At 63.6% G+C, this 18,492-nt stretch carries 19 protein-coding genes, 1 tRNA gene and 1 riboswitch; of the genes, 9 read left to right on the forward strand and 11 right to left on the reverse strand.

All coding sequences use genetic code 11. From position 1 onward, the window contains the following. Positions 1 to 238: 238 nt before the first annotated feature. Together NKH03_RS09790 and cobD are read right to left on the reverse strand one after the other, a co-directional pair. Positions 239 to 748, reverse strand: a complete 510-nt coding sequence (locus NKH03_RS09790; protein WP_352968215.1) for a tyrosine phosphatase family protein — start codon at positions 746 to 748, stop codon at positions 239 to 241. Continuing rightward, positions 745 to 1,791 (reverse strand): threonine-phosphate decarboxylase CobD, encoded by a 1,047-nt coding sequence (gene cobD, locus NKH03_RS09795; RefSeq protein ID WP_352968216.1) that lies wholly within the window; start codon positions 1,789 to 1,791, stop codon positions 745 to 747. Before cobD ends, NKH03_RS09790 begins: the two co-directional genes overlap by 4 nt. Between cobD and cbiB the strand changes: the two genes are divergently transcribed. Further along, positions 1,790 to 2,758 carry an adenosylcobinamide-phosphate synthase CbiB gene (gene cbiB / locus NKH03_RS09800; protein ID WP_352968217.1) on the forward strand — a complete coding sequence of 323 codons (969 nt, stop codon included), beginning with the start codon at positions 1,790 to 1,792 and terminating at the stop codon, positions 2,756 to 2,758. The two genes, cobD and cbiB, sit on opposite strands and share 2 nt — an antisense overlap. Before the next feature lie 36 nt (positions 2,759 to 2,794). Here cbiB and cobO read toward each other — a convergent pair whose 3' ends face one another. The 5 genes from cobO to NKH03_RS09825 all read right to left on the reverse strand — a co-directional run bounded on the left by cobO (position 2,795) and on the right by NKH03_RS09825 (position 6,581). Continuing rightward, positions 2,795 to 3,409, reverse strand: coding sequence for a cob(I)yrinic acid a,c-diamide adenosyltransferase (cobO, locus tag NKH03_RS09805; protein ID WP_352968218.1), 615 nt, complete (start codon positions 3,407 to 3,409; stop codon positions 2,795 to 2,797). 1 nt (position 3,410) lies between these two features. Beyond that, positions 3,411 to 3,923 (reverse strand): bifunctional adenosylcobinamide kinase/adenosylcobinamide-phosphate guanylyltransferase, encoded by a 513-nt coding sequence (gene cobU / locus NKH03_RS09810; protein WP_352968219.1) that lies wholly within the window; start codon positions 3,921 to 3,923, stop codon positions 3,411 to 3,413. Next, entirely contained in the window at positions 3,916 to 4,689 is a 774-nt protein-coding gene (locus NKH03_RS09815) for a CbtA family protein (protein WP_352968220.1), read from the reverse strand. Before NKH03_RS09815 ends, cobU begins: the two co-directional genes overlap by 8 nt. Positions 4,690 to 4,704: 15 nt before the next feature. Further along, entirely contained in the window at positions 4,705 to 4,884 is a 180-nt protein-coding gene (locus NKH03_RS09820) for a CbtB domain-containing protein (RefSeq protein WP_352968221.1), read from the reverse strand. Between the two features lie 36 nt (positions 4,885 to 4,920). Further along, a riboswitch (cobalamin riboswitch) is annotated at positions 4,921 to 5,116 on the reverse strand. Positions 5,117 to 5,381: 265 nt separating this feature from the next. Then, positions 5,382 to 6,581, reverse strand: coding sequence for an MFS transporter (locus tag NKH03_RS09825; RefSeq protein ID WP_352968222.1), 1,200 nt, complete (start codon positions 6,579 to 6,581; stop codon positions 5,382 to 5,384). A gap of 224 nt (positions 6,582 to 6,805) precedes the next feature. Between NKH03_RS09825 and NKH03_RS09830 the strand changes: the two genes are divergently transcribed. Both NKH03_RS09830 and NKH03_RS09835 read left to right on the forward strand, forming a co-directional pair. Next, positions 6,806 to 7,804, forward strand: a complete 999-nt coding sequence (locus NKH03_RS09830; RefSeq protein WP_352968223.1) for a heparan-alpha-glucosaminide N-acetyltransferase — start codon at positions 6,806 to 6,808, stop codon at positions 7,802 to 7,804. After that, positions 7,801 to 8,277 carry a methyltransferase family protein gene (locus NKH03_RS09835; protein ID WP_352870992.1) on the forward strand — a complete coding sequence of 159 codons (477 nt, stop codon included), beginning with the start codon at positions 7,801 to 7,803 and terminating at the stop codon, positions 8,275 to 8,277. Before NKH03_RS09830 ends, NKH03_RS09835 begins: the two co-directional genes overlap by 4 nt. 7 nt (positions 8,278 to 8,284) lie before the next feature. On the opposite strand, the gene NKH03_RS09840 is transcribed toward NKH03_RS09835, so the two are convergent. Further along, positions 8,285 to 8,671 carry a MerR family transcriptional regulator gene (locus tag NKH03_RS09840; RefSeq protein WP_006203215.1) on the reverse strand — a complete coding sequence of 129 codons (387 nt, stop codon included), beginning with the start codon at positions 8,669 to 8,671 and terminating at the stop codon, positions 8,285 to 8,287. 144 nt (positions 8,672 to 8,815) lie between these two features. Continuing rightward, a complete protein-coding gene (gene mgtE / locus NKH03_RS09845) occupies positions 8,816 to 10,234 on the reverse strand; it encodes a magnesium transporter (protein WP_352968224.1) in 1,419 nt (472 codons plus the stop codon). A 396-nt stretch (positions 10,235 to 10,630) separates the two neighbouring features. Between mgtE and NKH03_RS09850 the strand changes: the two genes are divergently transcribed. From NKH03_RS09850 to sucD, 5 genes are all read left to right on the forward strand, one after another. After that, entirely contained in the window at positions 10,631 to 11,302 is a 672-nt protein-coding gene (locus NKH03_RS09850; protein ID WP_352968225.1) for a LuxR C-terminal-related transcriptional regulator, read from the forward strand. Between the two features lie 127 nt (positions 11,303 to 11,429). Beyond that, on the forward strand, positions 11,430 to 12,620 hold the full coding sequence (locus tag NKH03_RS09855; protein ID WP_352968226.1) for an aminotransferase class V-fold PLP-dependent enzyme: 1,191 nt from the start codon (positions 11,430 to 11,432) through the stop codon (positions 12,618 to 12,620). Between the two features lie 13 nt (positions 12,621 to 12,633). Further along, on the forward strand, positions 12,634 to 13,596 hold the full coding sequence (locus tag NKH03_RS09860) for an HpcH/HpaI aldolase/citrate lyase family protein (RefSeq protein WP_352968227.1): 963 nt from the start codon (positions 12,634 to 12,636) through the stop codon (positions 13,594 to 13,596). Positions 13,597 to 13,613: 17 nt separating this feature from the next. Then, on the forward strand, positions 13,614 to 14,798 hold the full coding sequence (locus NKH03_RS09865) for a malate--CoA ligase subunit beta (protein WP_352968228.1): 1,185 nt from the start codon (positions 13,614 to 13,616) through the stop codon (positions 14,796 to 14,798). 11 nt (positions 14,799 to 14,809) lie between these two features. Beyond that, complete coding sequence (sucD, locus tag NKH03_RS09870; RefSeq protein ID WP_352632446.1) at positions 14,810 to 15,706, forward strand: succinate--CoA ligase subunit alpha; 897 nt, start codon at positions 14,810 to 14,812, stop codon at positions 15,704 to 15,706. Between the two features lie 165 nt (positions 15,707 to 15,871). Here sucD and NKH03_RS09875 read toward each other — a convergent pair. Beyond that, a tRNA-Leu gene (locus NKH03_RS09875) sits at positions 15,872 to 15,956 on the reverse strand. A 275-nt stretch (positions 15,957 to 16,231) separates the two neighbouring features. On the opposite strand from NKH03_RS09875, the gene lipB reads away from it, so the two are divergent. Continuing rightward, complete coding sequence (gene lipB, locus NKH03_RS09880; RefSeq protein WP_352968229.1) at positions 16,232 to 16,975, forward strand: lipoyl(octanoyl) transferase LipB; 744 nt, start codon at positions 16,232 to 16,234, stop codon at positions 16,973 to 16,975. Between the two features lie 21 nt (positions 16,976 to 16,996). On the opposite strand, the gene NKH03_RS09885 is transcribed toward lipB, so the two are convergent. Then, complete coding sequence (locus NKH03_RS09885) at positions 16,997 to 18,247, reverse strand: site-2 protease family protein (RefSeq protein WP_352968230.1); 1,251 nt, start codon at positions 18,245 to 18,247, stop codon at positions 16,997 to 16,999. Positions 18,248 to 18,492: the final 245 nt, after the last annotated feature.

The raw sequence follows: 18,492 nt of genomic DNA on the forward strand, positions 1-18,492 counted from the left end.
GTCCTGTGAAAGGACGACCAGGATCCTCTCGGTCTCCTTCCCACTTCAAACATAGCATGGGAACAACACACAGGATCCTCGGGTCTCCGCGACGGAGCTTCGCTCCTGCTCCGCCCGTGGATGACGAAGGCGGGATGGTTTTGGCTAATTTTCAACGGTCGTATCAGTCCACTCAAGCGAACGATGGATGGTGCCTGACGGCCAAGTTGGAGTCGGTCAAAATCACCGAATCGAGGGACTACGCATCTATCTTGAGCGCGAAAGGCGTGCCTTCAAAGGCATCCGCACCACGCCCGATCGATTCGATCGCCGCGACCATGCGGCCGTTGCGATCAAGCAGCGTGTCGGCCACCGCAATCAGTCGCGGATTGGGTGTCGCGGATGGGGATAGCGCCCGCAGCGTCCGAGCCAGTTCGGCCTCGTCGCGTTTCGGCGCCAGTGCTGCCGCGATAATGTAGGCAGAGGCGGTCGAGCGGCTGATGCCGGCGTAGCAATGCACGACCATCGGCCTTGCCCGGTCCCATCGGCGCGCGAAATCGAGCAGGTTGCGGACATGATCCTCGCCCGGCATGGTCATGCCGTCTTGAGCCACCGCAATGTCGTGCATGACCAGATGCAGATGGTTTTCCCTAGAGATCGAGGCCGGCCGGACCACCTCCGTTCCGGCGGCAAGCAGCGACAGCATGCGGTCGGCGCCGGTCCTGGCCACCGTTTCCTCGATCTTTGCCAGCGAGCAGACATGGATCATTGTTTTGAATCCTTCAATTGATCCTGGCGCCGCGCCGCCCAATCGGCAAGGGCGGATTCGAGCCGCCGCCATTCATCCTGACTCCCCGGTAGGCCGGCGCGCAGGACATGCGGCCGGTCGGCGAAATGCCGAAGCAGGATGCCGCGCTCGCCAAGTGCGGAAAACAGATCGGCGGCATCCGGCAGGCGGAGGAAACGGTACAGTGTGGTGCCGCCCGCGACGGGAATGCCGAAGCGGCCGAACAGTGCATCGAGCCGCGCCGATGCAGCCGCAAGGAATGCCCGCATCGCGTCCTGCCAGCCGATATCGGCAAGCGCGCGGATGCCGTATTCCAGCGCCGGGCCGGCGACGGCCCATGGCCCGAACTGCGTCTCCAGCCATTCGACCGTCGCCGAATCGGAAAGTGCGAACCCGAGCCGCAGCCCGGCAAGACCGAAGAACTTGCCGAACGAACGCAGGACGACGATACCACCCGGCCCGACATCGCCGGCAAGGCTATGTTCGCGCGGGCCGACATCCATGAACGCCTCGTCGACGACCAGCAGCCCGCCCCTGGCGCGCAGTCCGGCGGCCAGCGCCAGCAAACGGTCGCGCTCGATGATGCGCCCATCCGGATTGTTCGGATTGACGACAATGGCAAGGTCGGCGTCCGCCAGCGCTTCGAAATCGTTGACCTCCACCACCTTGTGCCCAGTGATCGCCGCAGCGCGGGCATGTTCGGCATAGGTCGGCCCCAGCACCAGCGCCTTGCCGGGCGCGATCAGCGATGCGACGCGCGGCAACAGGATCTGCGTGCCCGGTGCCGCCGCGATATTGGCTGGCGACGGCGCGCCATAGGTGCTGGCCGCGATCTCTACCAAGTCACGCGTGCGCGCGGCTTCCGGCAATCGCGACAGCGAGGTGGCGGGCAGGTCGAAAAGCGGGTAGGAGTGCGGATTGATACCGGTCGAGAGGTCGACGAAAGGCCGCGAAGCGTTGGGGAAAAGCGCCCTCGCCCGGCCAAGACTTCCACCATGGTCCACCGCTCCTTCAAGAAGCTTCATGTCAGTCCTGATCGCTTTCCTGTCATTAGCCGTCGAATTCGCCCTCGGTTACCCCGACTGGCTGTTTCGCGCCATCGGCCATCCGGTGACGTGGTTCGGCAGGCTGATATCCTTTCTCGACAGCAGGCTCAACCGCGCTGCTGATCCCGACGCGCTGCGTCGCAAGCGTGGTGTCCAGGCGCTGCTGGTCATCGTGCTCGTGCCGGCGGTGATCGGCCTCGGCATGCAGATCCTGCTCTGGTTCGTTCCCATGGGGCTCATCATCACGGCCCTTCTGGCAACGTCGCTTCTGTCGCAGAAAAGCCTTTACGAGCATGTCGAGACTGTGGCGGACGCGCTCGATACCGGCGGCCTCGCTTTGGGCCGCGTTGCCGTCTCGCGCATCGTCGGCCGTGACCCCGAAACGCTGGACAGCGCCGGTGTCAGCCGCGCTGCGATCGAGAGTCTGGCCGAGAATTTTTCCGACGGCATCGTCGCTCCCGCCTTCTGGACCGGAATCGGCGGCCTCGCCGGCGGCGCTGCCTACAAGGCCGCCAACACCGCCGATTCGATGATCGGTCACCGCACCCCGCGCCACGAAGCGTTCGGCTGGGCGGCGGCGCGCTTCGACGATTGGATCAACCTGCCGGCGTCACGGCTGACGGCAGCGCTGATCGTGCTGGCGGCGTTCCTGGTCAAAGGCGCCGATCCCCGCGGTGCCTGGCACGCGGTGTGGCGCGACGCGAAAAAGCACCGCTCGCCCAATGCCGGCTGGCCGGAGGCGGCGATGGCCGGCGCGCTTGGTCTCGCACTCGCCGGGCCGCGCAGCTACGGCGGCGTCTTGGTCGATGACGTCTTCATGGGTGGAGGCGGACGGCGCGAAGCCGACAGCACCGACATAAGGCGGGCGCTGAAACTCTATCGCGTCGCCGACACGCTGCTGATCGCGCTGTTTGGAGTGATCTCGGTGATCGTCATCGTGATGTGATCTCACCCTCCCCCTTGTGGGGAGGGTAAGAAACGCTCAGAACTCAATCCCCTGCTGCGCCTTAACGCCCGCGGAAAAATGATGCTTGGTCACGCCCATCTCGGTGACGAGATCGGCCGCCTCGACCAGCGCCGGCTTGGCATTGCGGCCGGTGACGACGACGTGCAGGCCCTCGCGCCGGGCTTTCAGCGCCGCAACCACCTTGTCGAGATCGAGATAGTCGTAGCGCAGCGCGATATTCAGTTCGTCAAGCACCAGCAGGCTGATCGACGGGTCGGTCATCAGTTCGAGCACCTTGGTCCATGCCGCTTCGGCCGCGGCGATGTCGCGCTTCAGATCCTGCGTTTCCCAGGTGAAGCCCTCGCCCATCGCGTGCCAGACGACGCGATCGCCGAAGACGGCGAAGGCGTCCTTCTCGCCGGTATGCCACTTGCCCTTGATGAACTGGACGACGCCGACGCGCTTGCCGTAGCCGAGCATCCGCAGCGCCAGGCCGAAGGCGGCCGTGGTCTTGCCCTTGCCCGGGCCGGTGTTGACGATCAGCAGCCCCTTCTCGACCGTCTTGCTCGCCACCTCGGCATCCTGCACCGCCTTGCGCTTGGCCATTTTGGCGCGGTGGCGTTCTTCGTCCCTATTGTCGATGTCGGTCATGTCATTTCACCTTGAGCGGAAGTCCCGCCACCATCAGCAGCACCGTATCGGCGATAGCGGCCACCTGCTGGTTGAGGCGGCCGGCGGCATCGCGAAAGCGGCGCGCCAATGCATTGTCCGGCACGATACCCTGGCCAACTTCATTGGAGACCACGAACCAGGACCCGCGCGGCCGCGACAGCACGTCCGCCAGCCGACGGCATTCAAGCTCGAGATCGTGATCGGCCAGCATATGGTTGGTCAGCCACAGCGTCAGGCAGTCGACAAGCACCGGCTGGTCGTCCGGCAAGGCCTTGAGCGCACCGGCGAGATCGAGCGGTGCGTCGATGGTCGTCCAGCCTTCGCCGCGCCGCGAGCGGTGCAGCGCGATGCGCTCGCGCATCTCGTCATCATAGGCTTGCGCCGTGGCGATATAGGCCCATGGCGAGGGCAAGGCCGCCGCCAGGATTTCGGCGTGCGCGCTCTTGCCGGAGCGCGCACCACCGATGATGAAGGTCAGCTTGCTGTCAGGCAAAGCTGTCGCGCAAGCTGGTCGCCGTACCGGAGAAGCGTCCGCGCACCACGCCGACCACCGCGCCGAGCACCAGCCAGAACACCAGATTGGTCAGCGTCACCGCCACCACGAATTGGTGATGCAGGCCTTCCGGGATCAGCGTCTCGAAACTGTCGGGCTGCGGTGCTCCGACGATATGCGGTGCGACGATCAAGGCCACGGCCAGGATCGCCAGCGGCAGCGACTTGCGGAAGGCGATCAGGCCAAGCCCGATGGCGGTCGCCACCACGGTTGCCGTCCACCAGATCTGGCGCTGGGTGAGGTCGGCCGCAGGCATGGCCGGCAGTTCCGGCGGCAGGCCAAGACCCGGCGCCAGCGTGAAAACGGCAAAGCCGGCCAAGCCCCAGAATACGCCTTGACGCCAACCACCGATGCCGCCGGCGAATTCGGAGACCGCAACCAGGATCAGTGCGAAACCGATGCCGGTGACGATGTTGGCAAGCACGCTGAAGGCAAAACGCTCGAAACCGTCCGCCGGCGCCCAACCCTCGTCTCCCGCCGGAGCAATCGCTTCCACCGGGGCCGGCGCCGCAGTGCTCATGGCGGTGGTATCCGTTGCGGCCGGTGCGGCGGCATGGTCGTGGCGGTGGCCACCGCCAGCCTGTTCGTAGACTTCCGCCTTCAGGATAAGCGGCACAGTGGCGTAGGCCTGCATGCAGGCGAGAACGACACCGGCCACAAGCCCTGCGATCGCCGCGATGAACACGACGTTGCGAAACAGGTTCATGATGTCAGATCCTCGTCAGTGGCAGGGAAACGCCATCGAATGGCGATAGTCGTGAGCCGCATTGTGGACCGCATCGATATGCGAGAAGCCGACAAAGCCCATCACGAAGATGCCAAGAAACGCAGCAAGAGCGAGATGCATGAAGCGCGACTGCGAGGAGACGGAGGCGCCGAGGGAGACGGAAGCGGTAGTCATATCTTGTCCTTTCGCCCTCCACCCGAGGGCATCGAAGTCAGTTTCCTGTCGCCGGCAGGTCTCCTGGCTCGCGGATCAGCGCCCTTCCCCACCTTCCCGAAGAAAAATCTTCAGTGGCATATGGAGAGGACTACCGCACACAGTTGCGGGGGCAGCCACGGCATTGGGCGAAACCCGCCCTCACCGCATTCCCTCTTGGCTCCAAAATGGAACCGACGACATGAGCGACTATAGGCAGAATCCTCGCCTCCGGCAAACCAAATTCCGCCGGCAATCATCGCGAATGCGTCGCGCCAGACAAGGGCCGCCGGTGCCACAATTGACATTTTCTTGGCCTTGTATCGGCTGACACCTTCACACGAAGCTAGCCAGGCAGCCCATTGCCGGCGAGCGCGATCCCTACAACGGCCCGACTCGGGCCGAACCGTCGCTGCCGTCATCGACCTGTTGGGATGCAGGCACCTCGGCATGCGGCACTTCCATCAAAGCCCCGAAGATCAAAGCGATTTCGGCAGGTAGCGCCACGTCACAAAACCGCAAATCGCCGCCAGCAGGCCGAGCGTGACGAACACCGAGCCCAAGCCGAAGAAGGCCAGCACCACCGAATAGACCAGCGGCGGCGTCAGTTCGGAAAAGTCGAGATAGGTCCGGTAGACCGCCGCCATCTGCGATCTTTCATAGGAGCGTACCGAGCGCATGAAGGCGGTCGAGCCGAGTGCGTCTAGCGCGATGGTGAAGAAGGCGCCGCCAAGCAGGAAGGCGCCGGCAAGCAGCGGCACGGTCTCACCGACAAAGCCTGCCGCCAGCAGCATGGCCGACATGGCGAAATAGGCAAACGTCATCGTCCTGCGGCCGCCGAAGCGCTTTCCTGCCTTGCCCCAGAAGATGGCCATGAACAGCAGCGCGTTGCCGGCCGAAACCAGCATGCCGCCGGCCAGCTTGCCTTCGCCGGTGATGACCATGAACAGTGGCCCATAGACGAAGAAGGTCGTCCAGAAACAGGAGCGGCCGAAAGCAATCAGCCAGGCCAGTCTGAGCCTGGGCTGCGCGACGAAGCGGCCGATATTGGCGAGCGGATTGACCGGGCGCGTCTTGCCCGGACGAATCGAAGGGTTGTCGCCGAGCCGGTAGGTCCAGAACAGCGCCAGCAAAGCCAGGGCGAAGATCGCCACGGCGCCATGCGCGGCATAGATGCCGAAGCGTGTGTAAAGGAAGATGCCGAGCGTCGGCCCGCCGGTCCAGGCCAGCATCGACCACGCCATGCGCAGCGATTCGGCCTGCATGAAATCCGTCTTACGGATGTGGTCCATGATGTAGAGGTTGAGCGTGATCGACAGCGCGCTGGCGCCCATCACACGGCACAGCATGCCGGCCAGTTGCCCGGCAAGCGTATGCGTGACGAAGAACAGCGAGCCGATGGCCAGCAGGCAGGCGCCTGCCGTGTAGACCCAGCGGCGGGCAAAGCGGCGGATCAGCATCGGCATGAACAGCGTCACCGACAGGCCGAGCATCGCCACGATGGTGTAGAGGATCGAGACGACCTGCTCGTTGTGAAGTATCTCGTAGGCCTGGATCGGGATGACGCTCGACACCGTGGCGCGGGCGAAGGATTCGACCGCATAGAGCGAGGCGAAGGTGCGGGCGTCCGCGGCCTTGAGGGCCGGAAGCCAGATCGGATGACGCACATGAGTGGACATTGCTCTCCCCGAAGCGGATTTGCCGGGCCAAATCTGCCGTGGCGATGCCGACGCCAATAAGAGGAAACCGACGCATACCCGGCAAAAAGCGAAGTCGGCCAAAGGCTTTCCGCCACTGGCCTAAAGCGGCGCCTGATCCTGTCCGCGTTGTCAGGTGCCCGGCCTTCTTTTGCCCGGTGCAACCGTGATAGTCGTTTTGCGGGGCTGAATCAGAATGCGAGACCATGACCATCCAAACGCCGACCGCACCCGTCCAGGATCGACCAAAGCGCATCGTCGCTATCGACATCGTGCGCGGCATCGCGCTGATCGCCATGGCGAGCTACCATTTCACCTGGGATCTGGAGTTCTTCGGCTACACCGATCCCGGCCTGACCGCCTTTGGCTGGTGGAAGATCTACGCGCGCTGCATCGCCTCGACCTTCCTGTTCCTGGTCGGCGTCAGCCTGTATCTCGCCCATGGCCGACAAATCCGCTGGAACGGCTTTTGGAAGCGGTTCGCCATGGTCGCCGGAGCCGCGATCGCGATTTCTGTCGCCACCCGCATCGCCACGCCGGACGGCTTCATCTTCTTCGGCATCCTGCACGAGATCGCGCTCGCCAGCCTGCTCGGTCTGCTGTTTCTTCGCCTGCCGGCCTTGCTGACTCTGGTGGTTGCCGCGCTGGTCATCGCGGCGCCGGTCTATCTGCGCTTCGAGGCCTTCGATCATCCGTGGCTGTGGTGGGTCGGCCTGTCGGCGATCAATCCGCGTTCCAACGACTACGTCCCGCTGTTTCCGTGGTTCGGCACCGTGCTTATAGGCATCGGCTTCACCAGGCTTGCCGCGGCCGCGGGTTTCTTGACGCGGCTGGCGGATCTGGCGCCCGGACGCTGGGCCAACCCGCTGGTCTTCATTGGCCGGCACAGCCTGGCCTTCTACCTCATCCACCAGCCATTGCTGATCGGCTGCGTGTGGCTGTTCTCGCAGATCATGCCGGCACCGGTTGAAACCCCGCAGGTGAATTTCCTGAAAACCTGCCAGTTGTCCTGCGAGCAGTCGCGCGACACCGAGTTCTGTTCGAGCTATTGTGTCTGCATGCTCGATACGCTCGAGGGCGAGGCTACGCTTGATAGGCTCTACAACAACGACCAGACCGCGGAATGGAAGGCGCACCTGTCCGACCTTGCCGGCATGTGCACCGCCAAAACCGACAGCAAATTGATGGAGGAAGGGGCCAAATGACCGAGAACCAGCCGAAGCCGGGGCTCATACCATGGCCGCCGCTGATCTACATCGCAGCCATCGCCATCAGCATCGCGCTGGGCCTGCTTTATCCCCTGCCCTGGATCGGCGATCTCCTCGGCGATATTCTTTTCGCCGCCGGCTGGGTGGCACTGTTCGGCGTCGCGGCACTCTGGTTCACCGCGATCCGCACCATGATCCGGGCCAAGACCACGCTCAACCCCAACGCGGTGCCCGATCACCTCGTCACGTCAGGCCCCTTCGGCATCACCCGCAATCCGATGTATCTGGCCAACACGCTGCTGTTGATCGGCGTCGCCTTTGTCTCGGGCATTGCGTGGTTCCTGCCGCTGGCGTTCATCGCGGCCTACGCCACGCAGAAGGTGGCGATCGAGCGCGAGGAAAAAGTGCTGGCGGCGAAGTTCGGCAAGAAATACCGCGACTACGCGAAACGCGTGCGGCGCTGGATTTGAAGACCCGTTACGTATTGACGCCGAGTTCGACGAGCCGCTCGACACAAGATTCCTCGGCCTGGTCGAGTTCGGCGAGCGTTTCCTCGAGGTCGCGGCGCTTCTGCCTGAGATCCTCGCGCTTTTCCTCGATGCGCTTGATCATCAGCTTGAGTTGACCGACCTCGCCGGGAGGCTCCTTGTACATCTGGATGATTTCGCGGATTTCGTTGATCGAAAAGCCAAGCCTCTTGCCGCGCATGATTTGCCGGATGAGGTGACGATCGGACGGGCGAAATAGCCGTGTGCGGCCACGCCGCACCGGCTGCACCAGTCCTTCATCCTCATAGAAGCGCAGCGTCCGCGTCGATACGTCGAACTCGCGAGTCAACTCGGTGATCGAATAATATTCCCGCATTATCACTCCCACACGCCGGAATTCTGGCGATCGCCATCCGGCGTCGCCTCCGTCCCGAACCAAACCCATGCCATGCCGGAATCGACATGGCGCCCCGCGTCAGCCTCGCACGGCGTTTACGTAAAAGTCAATTGAGGGCGCACGTCAAGGCACGCCGAACCACCATGTGGCGATGCCCAGAAACGCAAAGAAGCCGACGACATCGGTAACGGTGGTGACGAAGACCGCGGAAGCAACCGCTGGATCGACCTTGAAACGGTCGAGCAGCAGCGGGATCAGGATGCCGGCCAAGGCGGCCACGAACATGTTGATAATCATCGCCGCCGCGATGATGCCGCCCAGATTGGGATCGCGGAACCAGGCCGCCGCGACGATACCGATCAGGACGGCGAAGATAATGCCGTTGATGAAGCCGACACCCATCTCGCGGCGAATGATGCGGCTGGCGTTGTAGATGTCGAGATCCCTGGTCGCCAGCGCCCGCACGGTGACGGTCATGGTCTGCGAGCCGGCATTGCCGCCCATGCCGGCGACGATCGGCATCAGCACCGCCAGCGCCACGATATGTTCGATCGTGCGGTCGAACAGGCTGATCACCGAGGCCGCCAGGAACGCCGTCAAAAGGTTGATCAGCAACCACGGAACGCGCGAGCGCGAGGTCGAAAAGATACTGTCGGAAAGCTCTTCGTCGCCGACGCCGCCCATGCGCATCAGGTCTTCCTCGGCCTCCTGCTGGATGACGTCGACGACATCGTCGATGGTCAGCACGCCGACCAGCCGTTCGTTCTCGTCGACGACGGCGGCCGATAAAAGATCGTACTGCTCGAATTCCCGCGCCGCCTCTTCCTGGTCCATGGTGGCGGGAATGGCGTGCCGCGCCTCATGCATCACCTCCTCGACCTTGACCGAGCGCTTGGTGCGCAGGATCTGGTCGAGGTCGATGGCGCCGAGCAGCTTGAAGCTCGGATCGATGACGAAGATCTGGCTGAAGCGGTCGGGCAGGTTGTTGTCCTCGCGCATGTAGTCGATGGTCTGGCCGATCGTCCAAAACGGCGGCACCGCGACGAATTCCGTCTGCATGCGGCGGCCGGCCGTCTCTTCCGGATAATCGAGCGAGCGGCGCAGCCTGATCCGCTCGGTGAACGGCAGCTGCGACAGGATCTCGTCCTGGTCCTCCTGGTCGAGATCCTCGAGAATGTAGACCGCGTCGTCGGAATCGAGCTCCTGCACCGCCTGGGCGATCCGCGCATTGGGCAGATTGTCGACGATCTCCATGCGGATCGCCTCATCGACCTCGGTCAGTGCGGAGAAGTCGAAGTCGGCGCCCAACAGTTCAACCAGCGCGCGGCGCTGGTCGGGGTGCAGCGCCTCGAGCAGATCACCGAGTTCCGATTGATGCAGATCGTCGACTTCACGCTTCAGCGTGAGCGTGTCGCGATCGGCGATCGCGGCACCGATCTGGGCAAGGAAGGACGAAAGGACGGCGCCGTCCTCGCCATAGATGTCGGCGTGGTGCTCTTCGGCGGCCCTGGCGCCGGTTGTCCGTTCGTCCTGGCCTTCCACCAGCGCCTCCCGCCATCGCAATCCTGGAAAAGGTGCAAATCAGGTCTAGAGCATCGAACCCAAAAGTGGAAACCGGTTTTGGGAAAATCCGGTGTTCTGACGGAGATGGACGTCGGCACGATTCGATTTGAGAACTTATCGCTCTAACGCTCGGAATATCAAACGAAATGGGTGCTTTCCCACCTCGCCTGCTTCACCAGGAAAGGTATCGCGTACGTTCACCCGGACAATACCTATACTGTCAAAAACCGGCCGGGTTCCGGTTCAGGACACGCGACAGCGCATGTCGCTGGGGAAAGAGCACCCCAGCGCGATTGGGTCAGAATTGTCCTGGTGCCGGCTCCAAGGCGAACACTTGGATCCGCCTAACTCCGCAACCAGAGCAACCGGACGCCCTTGAAGATAAAGCCGGCGACAACGAAAAAGGCAATCGAAGCGAGGCGCGTCCGCGTCGTCGTCGCCGAACGCAATCCGCTCGTCATATCGGCGCTGCGTGAAATGCTGGAATGCGACGGGCGTTTCGAGCTTGTGGCCTCCGTGCAAAGCGGCAGGCATTTCCTGGACCTGGCGGCGGAGGCGGAGTTCGATGTCGCCGTCATCGGCTGGAAGCTCGCCGACATGGATGGCGCCGATGTCCTTGCCGAGGTCCAGAGCCGCAAGTTCGATGTGCGCATCACGGTCTTTTCCAATGACCACGACATCGGCATCCTGAAGCAATGCGTGCGGCTCGGCGCGCAGGGCTACTGCTTCCAGTTCGACGATCCGCCGATCATCTTCGACACGATCCTGGCCGTCGCGCACGGCCGCATCTGCATCCCCTATATCGACATCAACAAGGTCAACGACACGCCGCTATCGCAGCTCACCGTTCGTGAGCGCGAACTGCTGGCGGTGCTGTCCGACGGTTGGACCAATCTTCAGATCGCGACACGGACCGGTATCTCGGAAAATACCGTGAAGTACCACCTCAAGAATCTTTACGACAAGCTTGATGTCCGCAACCGGGCGATGGCCGTCGCGCTCTATTCGAGCGAGAGGCGCCGCAGTCCCAAGCAGCCTTTCGGGTAGGTCGAGCCCACCCGCGCGCGGCGACAATTTACCCGGCAAGGTGTTGTTGCCGAGCGCCGCCGAAACGACACTCACTCCACAAATTCTGGCACTCGCCACGAATTCTGGCACTAGGAGGAGTTCGCGCATGGCTGGGTTCACCCATCTTTTCATTCCAGGACCCACCAACATCCCGGAGCAGGTCCGGCAAGCGATGAACCTCCCGATGGAGGATATGCGCGCCGCATCATTCCCTGATTTCACGTTGCCGCTGTTTGAAGACATCCGACGGGTCTTCAAGAACGAGACCGGCCGCGTCTTCATCTACCCGTCGTCCGGCACCGGTGCCTGGGAAGCGGCGATGACCAATGTTCTCAGCCCCGGCGACCGCGTGCTGATGTCGCGCTTCGGCCAGTTCTCGCATCTGTGGGTCGACATGGCCGAGCGCCTCGGTTTCGAGGTGGACGTGATCGACTGCGAATGGGGAACCGGCGTGCCGCTCGACCTCTATGCTGAAAAGCTGAAGGCGGACAAGGCGCATCGCATCAAAGCGGTCTTCTGCACGCAGAACGAGACCGCGACCGGCGTCACCAGCGACGTCGCCGGCTGCCGCGCCGCGCTCGACGCCGCTGATCACCCTGCACTCCTCTTCGTCGACGGCGTCTCGTCGATCGGCTCGATCGATTTCCGCCAGGAGGAATGGGGCGTCGATTGCGCTGTCAGCGGTTCACAGAAAGGCTTCATGCTGCCGGCCGGCCTTGGCTTCCTCTCAGTCAGCAAGAAGGCGCTCGTCGCTTCCAGGGTCGCAACGCACCGGCATTGCTTCTTCTCCTTCGAGGACATGATCCGCGCCAACGACGCCGGCTATTTCCCCTACACGCCGGCGACACAATTGCTGCGCGGCCTGCGCGCCTCGCTCGATCTGATCGCCGACGAAGGGCTCGACAAAATCTTCGTCCGTCACCATCGCCTCGCCGAAGGCGTGCGCAAGGCGGTCGACGCCTGGGGCCTGAAGCTTTGCGCGAAGGCGCCGAAATGGCACTCCGACACCGTCAGCGCCATCCTCGTGCCGGAAGGCATCGACAGCGCCGAAATCGTCAAGCGCGCCTACCAGACCTACCGGACGTCGCTCGGCGGCGGTCTCAACAAGGTGTTCGGAAAGGTCTTCCGCATCGGCCATCTCGGTTGGCTGAACGAAGTCATGGTGCTCGCCTCGCTGTCAGCGGCGGAAATGGCGCTCCTTGATTGCGGCGTGCGGCTGGCGCCGGGCTCTGGCGTCGGCGCCGCCATGCAGCACTTCCGCGCCTCGGCCGAGGTGCCTGTCGTCGAGGCGGCGTGAGAGGACGCGAACCATGAGCCACACGATCAACCATCTGAAAAAACTCCGGCTGCAACGCAGCGAACTCGCGGTTCCCGGCTCCAGCCCGGAGATGATCGACAAGGCGGCGAACAGCGCCGCCGACTTCGTCTTCCTCGACATCGAGGACGCAGTGGCTCCGCCGGACAAGGAACGCGCCCGCAAGAACATCATTCAGGCGCTCAACGACATTGACTGGCGCGCCAAGGGCAAGACCGTTTCGGTGCGCATCAACGGCCTCGACACACACTATATGTATCGCGACGTGGTCGACGTGATGGAACAGGCCGGCGATCGGCTGGACACGATCCTGGTGCCGAAAGTCGGTGTGCCGGCAGACCTCTACATGGTCGAGGCCATGGTCAACCAGATCGAGATGGCCAAGGGCTACAAGACCCGTGTCGGACTGGAAGCGCTCATCGAGACGGCACTCGGCATGGCCAATGTCGAGGCGATCGCCGCGACATCAGGCCGCCTGGAGGCAATGCATTTCGGCGTCGCCGACTATGCCGCGAGTTGCAAGGCACGCACCGTCAACATCGGCGGCCTCAACCCGGACTATCCCGGCGACCAGTGGCACTTCGCTCTGTCGCGGATGACCGTCGCCTGCAGGGCCTACGGCCTGCGCGCTATCGACGGACCATTTGGCGATTTCTCCGACCCAGAAGGTTACATCGCTGGGGCAAGGCGTGCTGCGGCGCTCGGCATCGAAGGCAAATGGGCCATCCACCCCTCGCAGATCGCGCTCGCCAATGACGTTTTCTCGCCGCCGGAAAAGGAGGTCACGCGGGCCAGGCGCATCCTCGAAGTGCTGAAGGAGGCGGAGGCGCTGGGTAAGGGAGCGGCCGCGCTCGACGGCAAGATGATCGATGCCGCGTCGGAGCGCATGGCGAGGAACGTATTGGTGGTCGACGAAGCAATAGAACGCGCCAGCCAATCACGCGTCGCCACGCATTGACTGCTTAGGGAGGAAAAATGGACATTCACGAGTATCAGGCCAAGGAACTGCTCGCCCGCCACGGGGTTCACGTCCCGCGCGGCGGCCTCGCCTACAGCCCCGAGCAGGCGACCTACCGCGCCCGCGAGATCGGCGGCGGCAAATGGGTGCTGAAGGCGCAGGTCCATTCCGGTGCCCGCGGCAAGGCCGGCGGCATCAAGCTCTGCGCCAATGACGAGGAAATCTCCGAGGCGGCCGAAGCCATGCTCGGCCGCAAGCTGGTGACCCAGCAGACCGGGCCGCGCGGCAAGCTGATTTCGCGGCTCTATCTCGAGGAAGCCGTCGACATCGCGCAGGAGCTGTATGTCGGCTTCGTTCTCGACCGGAAAGAGGAGCGCGTCATGATCGTGGCGTCGGCCGCCGGCGGCATGGAGATAGAGGATATCGTCGAGAGGGCGCCGGATTCCATCATCCGGACCACGGTCGATCCCGGCGTTGGCATGCAGCGCTTCCAGGCGCGCGAGATCGCCTTCGGGCTTGGCCTGGATCAGAGCCTGATCGGCAAGGCGACCGAAACCATCTTCAGCTGCTACCAGGTGTTCCGCGACTACGACGCCTCGATGCTGGAGATCAATCCGCTGGTGGTCACCCGCGACGGCAACCTCGTCGCGCTCGACGCCAAGATGTCGTTCGACGAGAACGCGTTGTACCGGCGGCCGGAAATCTCCGAGCTGCGCGACAAGAGCCAGGAAGACCCGCGTGAAACCTTCGCTAGCGACCGCGGCCTTTCCTATGTCGGCCTCGATGGCAATATCGGCTGCATCATCAACGGCGCCGGCCTCGCCATGGCAACGATGGACATGATCAAGATCGCCGGCGGCGAGCCGGCGAACTTCCTGGACATCGGCGGCGGCGCCTCGCCGGAGCGGGTCGCGAAATCGTTCCGTGCCGTGCTTGGTGACAAGAATGTCGAGACCATCCTGGTCAACATCTTCGCCGGCATCAACCGCTGCGACTGGGTCGCCGAGGGCGTCGTCAAGGCGATCCGCGAAGTCGGCGTCAACGTGCCATTGGTGGTGCGGCTTGCCGGCACCAAGGTCGAGGAAGGGCGCCGCATCCTGGCCGATTCCGGCGAGGCGGTGATCGTTGCCGAAACGCTGGCGGAAGCCGCCGAAAAAGCCGTCGCCGCCTGGCGCTCGGTGTCGCTCAAGAAAGCAAGCTGAGGGAGTTCCAAATGGCAATCCTGCTCAATCGCGGTACGCGGGTCATCGTCCAGGGCTTCACCGGCAAGATCGGCAGCTTCCATGCCGAGGACATGAAGCGCTATGGCACCAAGCTCGTCGGCGGCGTGACGCCTGGCAAGGGCGGGCAGACGCATCTCGGCCTGCCCGTTTTCAACACCGTCAAGGGAGCCGTTCGCGAAACCCGCGCCGAGGCCAGCATCGTCTTCGTGCCGCCGCCTTTCGCCGCCGACTCCATCATGGAAGCCGCGGATGCCGGGATAAAACTCTGCGTCTGTATCACCGACGGCATCCCCTCGCAGGACATGATGCAGGTCAAGCGCTACATGCGCCGCTACCGTTTTGAGGACCGCATGCGGCTGATCGGGCCTAACTGCGCCGGGGTGATTACGCCCGGACAGGCACTGATGGGCATCATGCCGGGCAGCATCTATCTCCCCGGCCGCGTCGGCATCGTCGGGCGCTCGGGCACGCTCGGCTATGAGGCCGCCTCGCAGATGAAGGCGCTTGGCATCGGCGTCTCGACCAGCGTCGGCATCGGCGGCGATCCGATCAACGGCTCGTCCTTCAAGGACATTCTGAAGCTGTTCGAGCAGGACGACGAAACCGATGCCGTGGTGATGATCGGCGAGATCGGCGGACCGCAGGAAGCGGAAGCAGCGATCTGGGCGCGCGACAACATGCGCAAGCCGCTGATCGCCTACATCGCCGGGCTCTCCGCGCCGAAAGGCCGGCGCATGGGCCATGCCGGCGCCATCATCTCGGCCTTCGGCGAATCGGCGCAGGAAAAGGTCGAAATCCTGAAAGAGGCCGGCGTCGCCATCGTGCCGACGCCATCGTCCTTCGGCGAGGTCGTGGCCGATACCCTGGCCCGGAAGAAGGCCGCCTGATCTACGACTAGGCGGCTTTCAGGGCACCTGAAAAAAGCGAAGTGGGCGGCGTGGTCTGAATGACGCGCCGCCGCTGCCGTTTCGACCCTCGGGAAGCCCTGTGGCCGCGACGTGTCATCGCTTGCCGCCCCGGCTCTCCAGAACCAATATTGTTTAGGGAAATTATGGTGCGGTCGAGAAGACTCGAACTTCCACGGGTTGCCCCACAGCGACCTCAACGCTGCGCGTCTACCAATTCCGCCACGACCGCACGTGGTAGAGCCGGAACCGACCGGCTCGCGGCGTGTAGCAAATCGTTTCCGGCGAAACAAGTGCGCGACACGTAATAATCGCCAGCCATTTTGGCATAACGGTCAAGAAGCTTGAAACGCCCCTCGAACTGGACGTTTTGCCCGATTGCCGTCATATGAAGGACTAGGCATGTCGTCCAAAAGGCGCCGAGCGGTTTCGGGACTACGACATGAACAAGACAACACCCGGGGCATGTCGCGCATTTGAAATGACGCGCCGTGGACGAGAGCCGTGATGACAGAACGCAGCCAGATAGCCACGTCGTTCCTGCCCCTGCCCGGCTCGGCACCGGTCGAGTGGCTGATCGAGCCCGGCCTCACCGCCTACCCCGATGCGATCACCTTCATGGAGGCGCGCGCCGAGGCGATCCGCAGCGGGGCGGCCGGCGAAATGGTCTGGCTGGTCGAACATCCCCCGCTCTACACCGCCGGCACCAGCGCCCGCGGCGAGGATCTGATCGACGCCAACCGCTTCCCGGTGTTCGCGGCGGGACGCGGCGGCGAATACACCTATCATGGGCCGGGCCAGCGGGTCGCCTATGTCATGCTTGATCTCAAGCGGCGGCGCGAGGATGTCCGCGCCTTTGTCGCCGCGCTCGAACAGTGGATCATCGGCACGCTCGCCGCCTTCAACGTGCAAGGCGAGCGTCGCGAGGACCGGGTCGGCGTCTGGGTGGTGCGGCCGGATCGCCCTGCCTTGCCGGACGGCTCGCCGGCCGAAGACAAGATCGCCGCAATAGGCATCAGGCTGCGGCGCTGGGTGAGCTTTCACGGCATCGCCATCAATGTCGAGCCGGACCTCGACCATTTCAGCGGCATCGTGCCCTGCGGCGTACAGGACCACGGCGTCACCAGCCTCGTCGACCTCGGCCTTCCCCTGACAATGGCCGACCTCGACCTGGCGCTGAAATCCGCCTTCGAGGACGTGTTCGGCCCCGCCACGGCTTTGCCTGTCGAAGCCGCTCGCAAGGCCGGTTGATTTCTCCTGATCCGGTACGGCTCAAATTAGCTGCACGGAGGCCCACAGAACGCCGTAGCCATGAATGGCGAACACCGCCAGCAGCGCGCCGGCAATGACGAAGCGGTCGATGGTGCGGATCGGCTTCAGCTCGTGACGTGGCTTGACCCCGCTGCTCATCGTCAGGAGGCTGAGGATCGAAAACACCGCTCCTGTAGCGAGCAGGAAGTTGGAGGAAAAGCCGGCCTGCCAACCCACCGCCAGAAAGGCCGAGAGCAGGAAGAACGAGGCCAGCGCCAGCGCGACCGGCTCCGGACAGATCTGGCGCAGCACTTGGCCGCCGTCGAACTTCCACACCGGCACCAGATTGGCGATGTTGAACAGGGCGGCGAAGCCCGCCAGCGTCGCCAGCAGCCCAGCCGCCAAGTGATGCCCTTCCGCGCCGGCAAAGGTGCTGGCGGCGATTGCGATCGGCACCAGGAAGGCGGAGAAGCCGGCGCCCATCAATGCCACGAAGGCGACCTCGAAGCGGCTGTCATAGGGCCGCCCGCCAATGGCGATGCCACCGAGCAATGGAATGAAGATCATCCGTGCCCTGTTGTGACCCATCAGCCGAAATGCGGCCATGTGCCCGAGCTCGTGCAAGGCCACGACCGATGTCAGGATCGCGGCCAGTGCCAGCCCGCCGAAGTGAAGGCCGAAGAACGGCCACAGGATCAACGCCGAAAGACCGGCGAACCCGATCTGGCTGAGCGGATGCTCGAACCAGCCGCCCTTGCGATACTGCCCGGTCCGCGTCCAGCGCCGCAGTTTGCCGAGTTCGCGGCGCATGGCGAAATAGCGGAACACCAGGAAGGCAACACCGCGATAACGATCGGTCTGGCTGAGCGTCACCCGCGTGCCGTTGCCCTCGGAAACGAGTTCAGCGGTTTCGCGATAGTCCTTCCAGAACGAAGCGTCGAGCGCGGTGTCCTCGATGACGCGCATCGAGAACCGGCTGCCCTCGACGACGTCTTCAAACCGCGACCTGCGCTCGATCGGCCTGCCGTCGCGTCCTTCCCAGGACAGCGTGATGCGGGCCACGCCCTCGCCGTCCGGCGCCTCGGCGGAAAGGATCTCGCCGGACCAGCCGGCATCGCTGCCATGCGGCCACAGCGCCTGCCAGAGGCGCTGCCGGTCCGCTGCTATCACGCGGCTGAGCCGGACTGTGCGCAGACCAAGCGGCACGGTCATCAAGAGAAAGATCAGCCCGAGATTGCTGGCCACGAGAATGGCCGTGACGATGGGCGACACCTGACGTTGCTCCCTGTCTTTCAGGGCACCCTAACGTCGCGGCGGCAAGAAAAGCTTAACGGCGGAGCGGCCCTGTCCCTTCCGGAACAGCGGCGGCGAACGCCGCCAAATCACATGGCTCCGATCCAGATCGCCATGGAAACGAGAAAGGTGCTCATGCAAACCAGTGAGATGACATCCTGAACCAGATCGGTCATAACTCTCTCCTGTTGTTGATATGTTCGTATTTTGTTCTAATTTTGTTC

The sequence above is a fragment of the Mesorhizobium sp. M1406 genome (assembly GCF_040317555.1).
Taxonomy (GTDB): Bacteria; Pseudomonadota; Alphaproteobacteria; order Rhizobiales; family Rhizobiaceae; genus Mesorhizobium.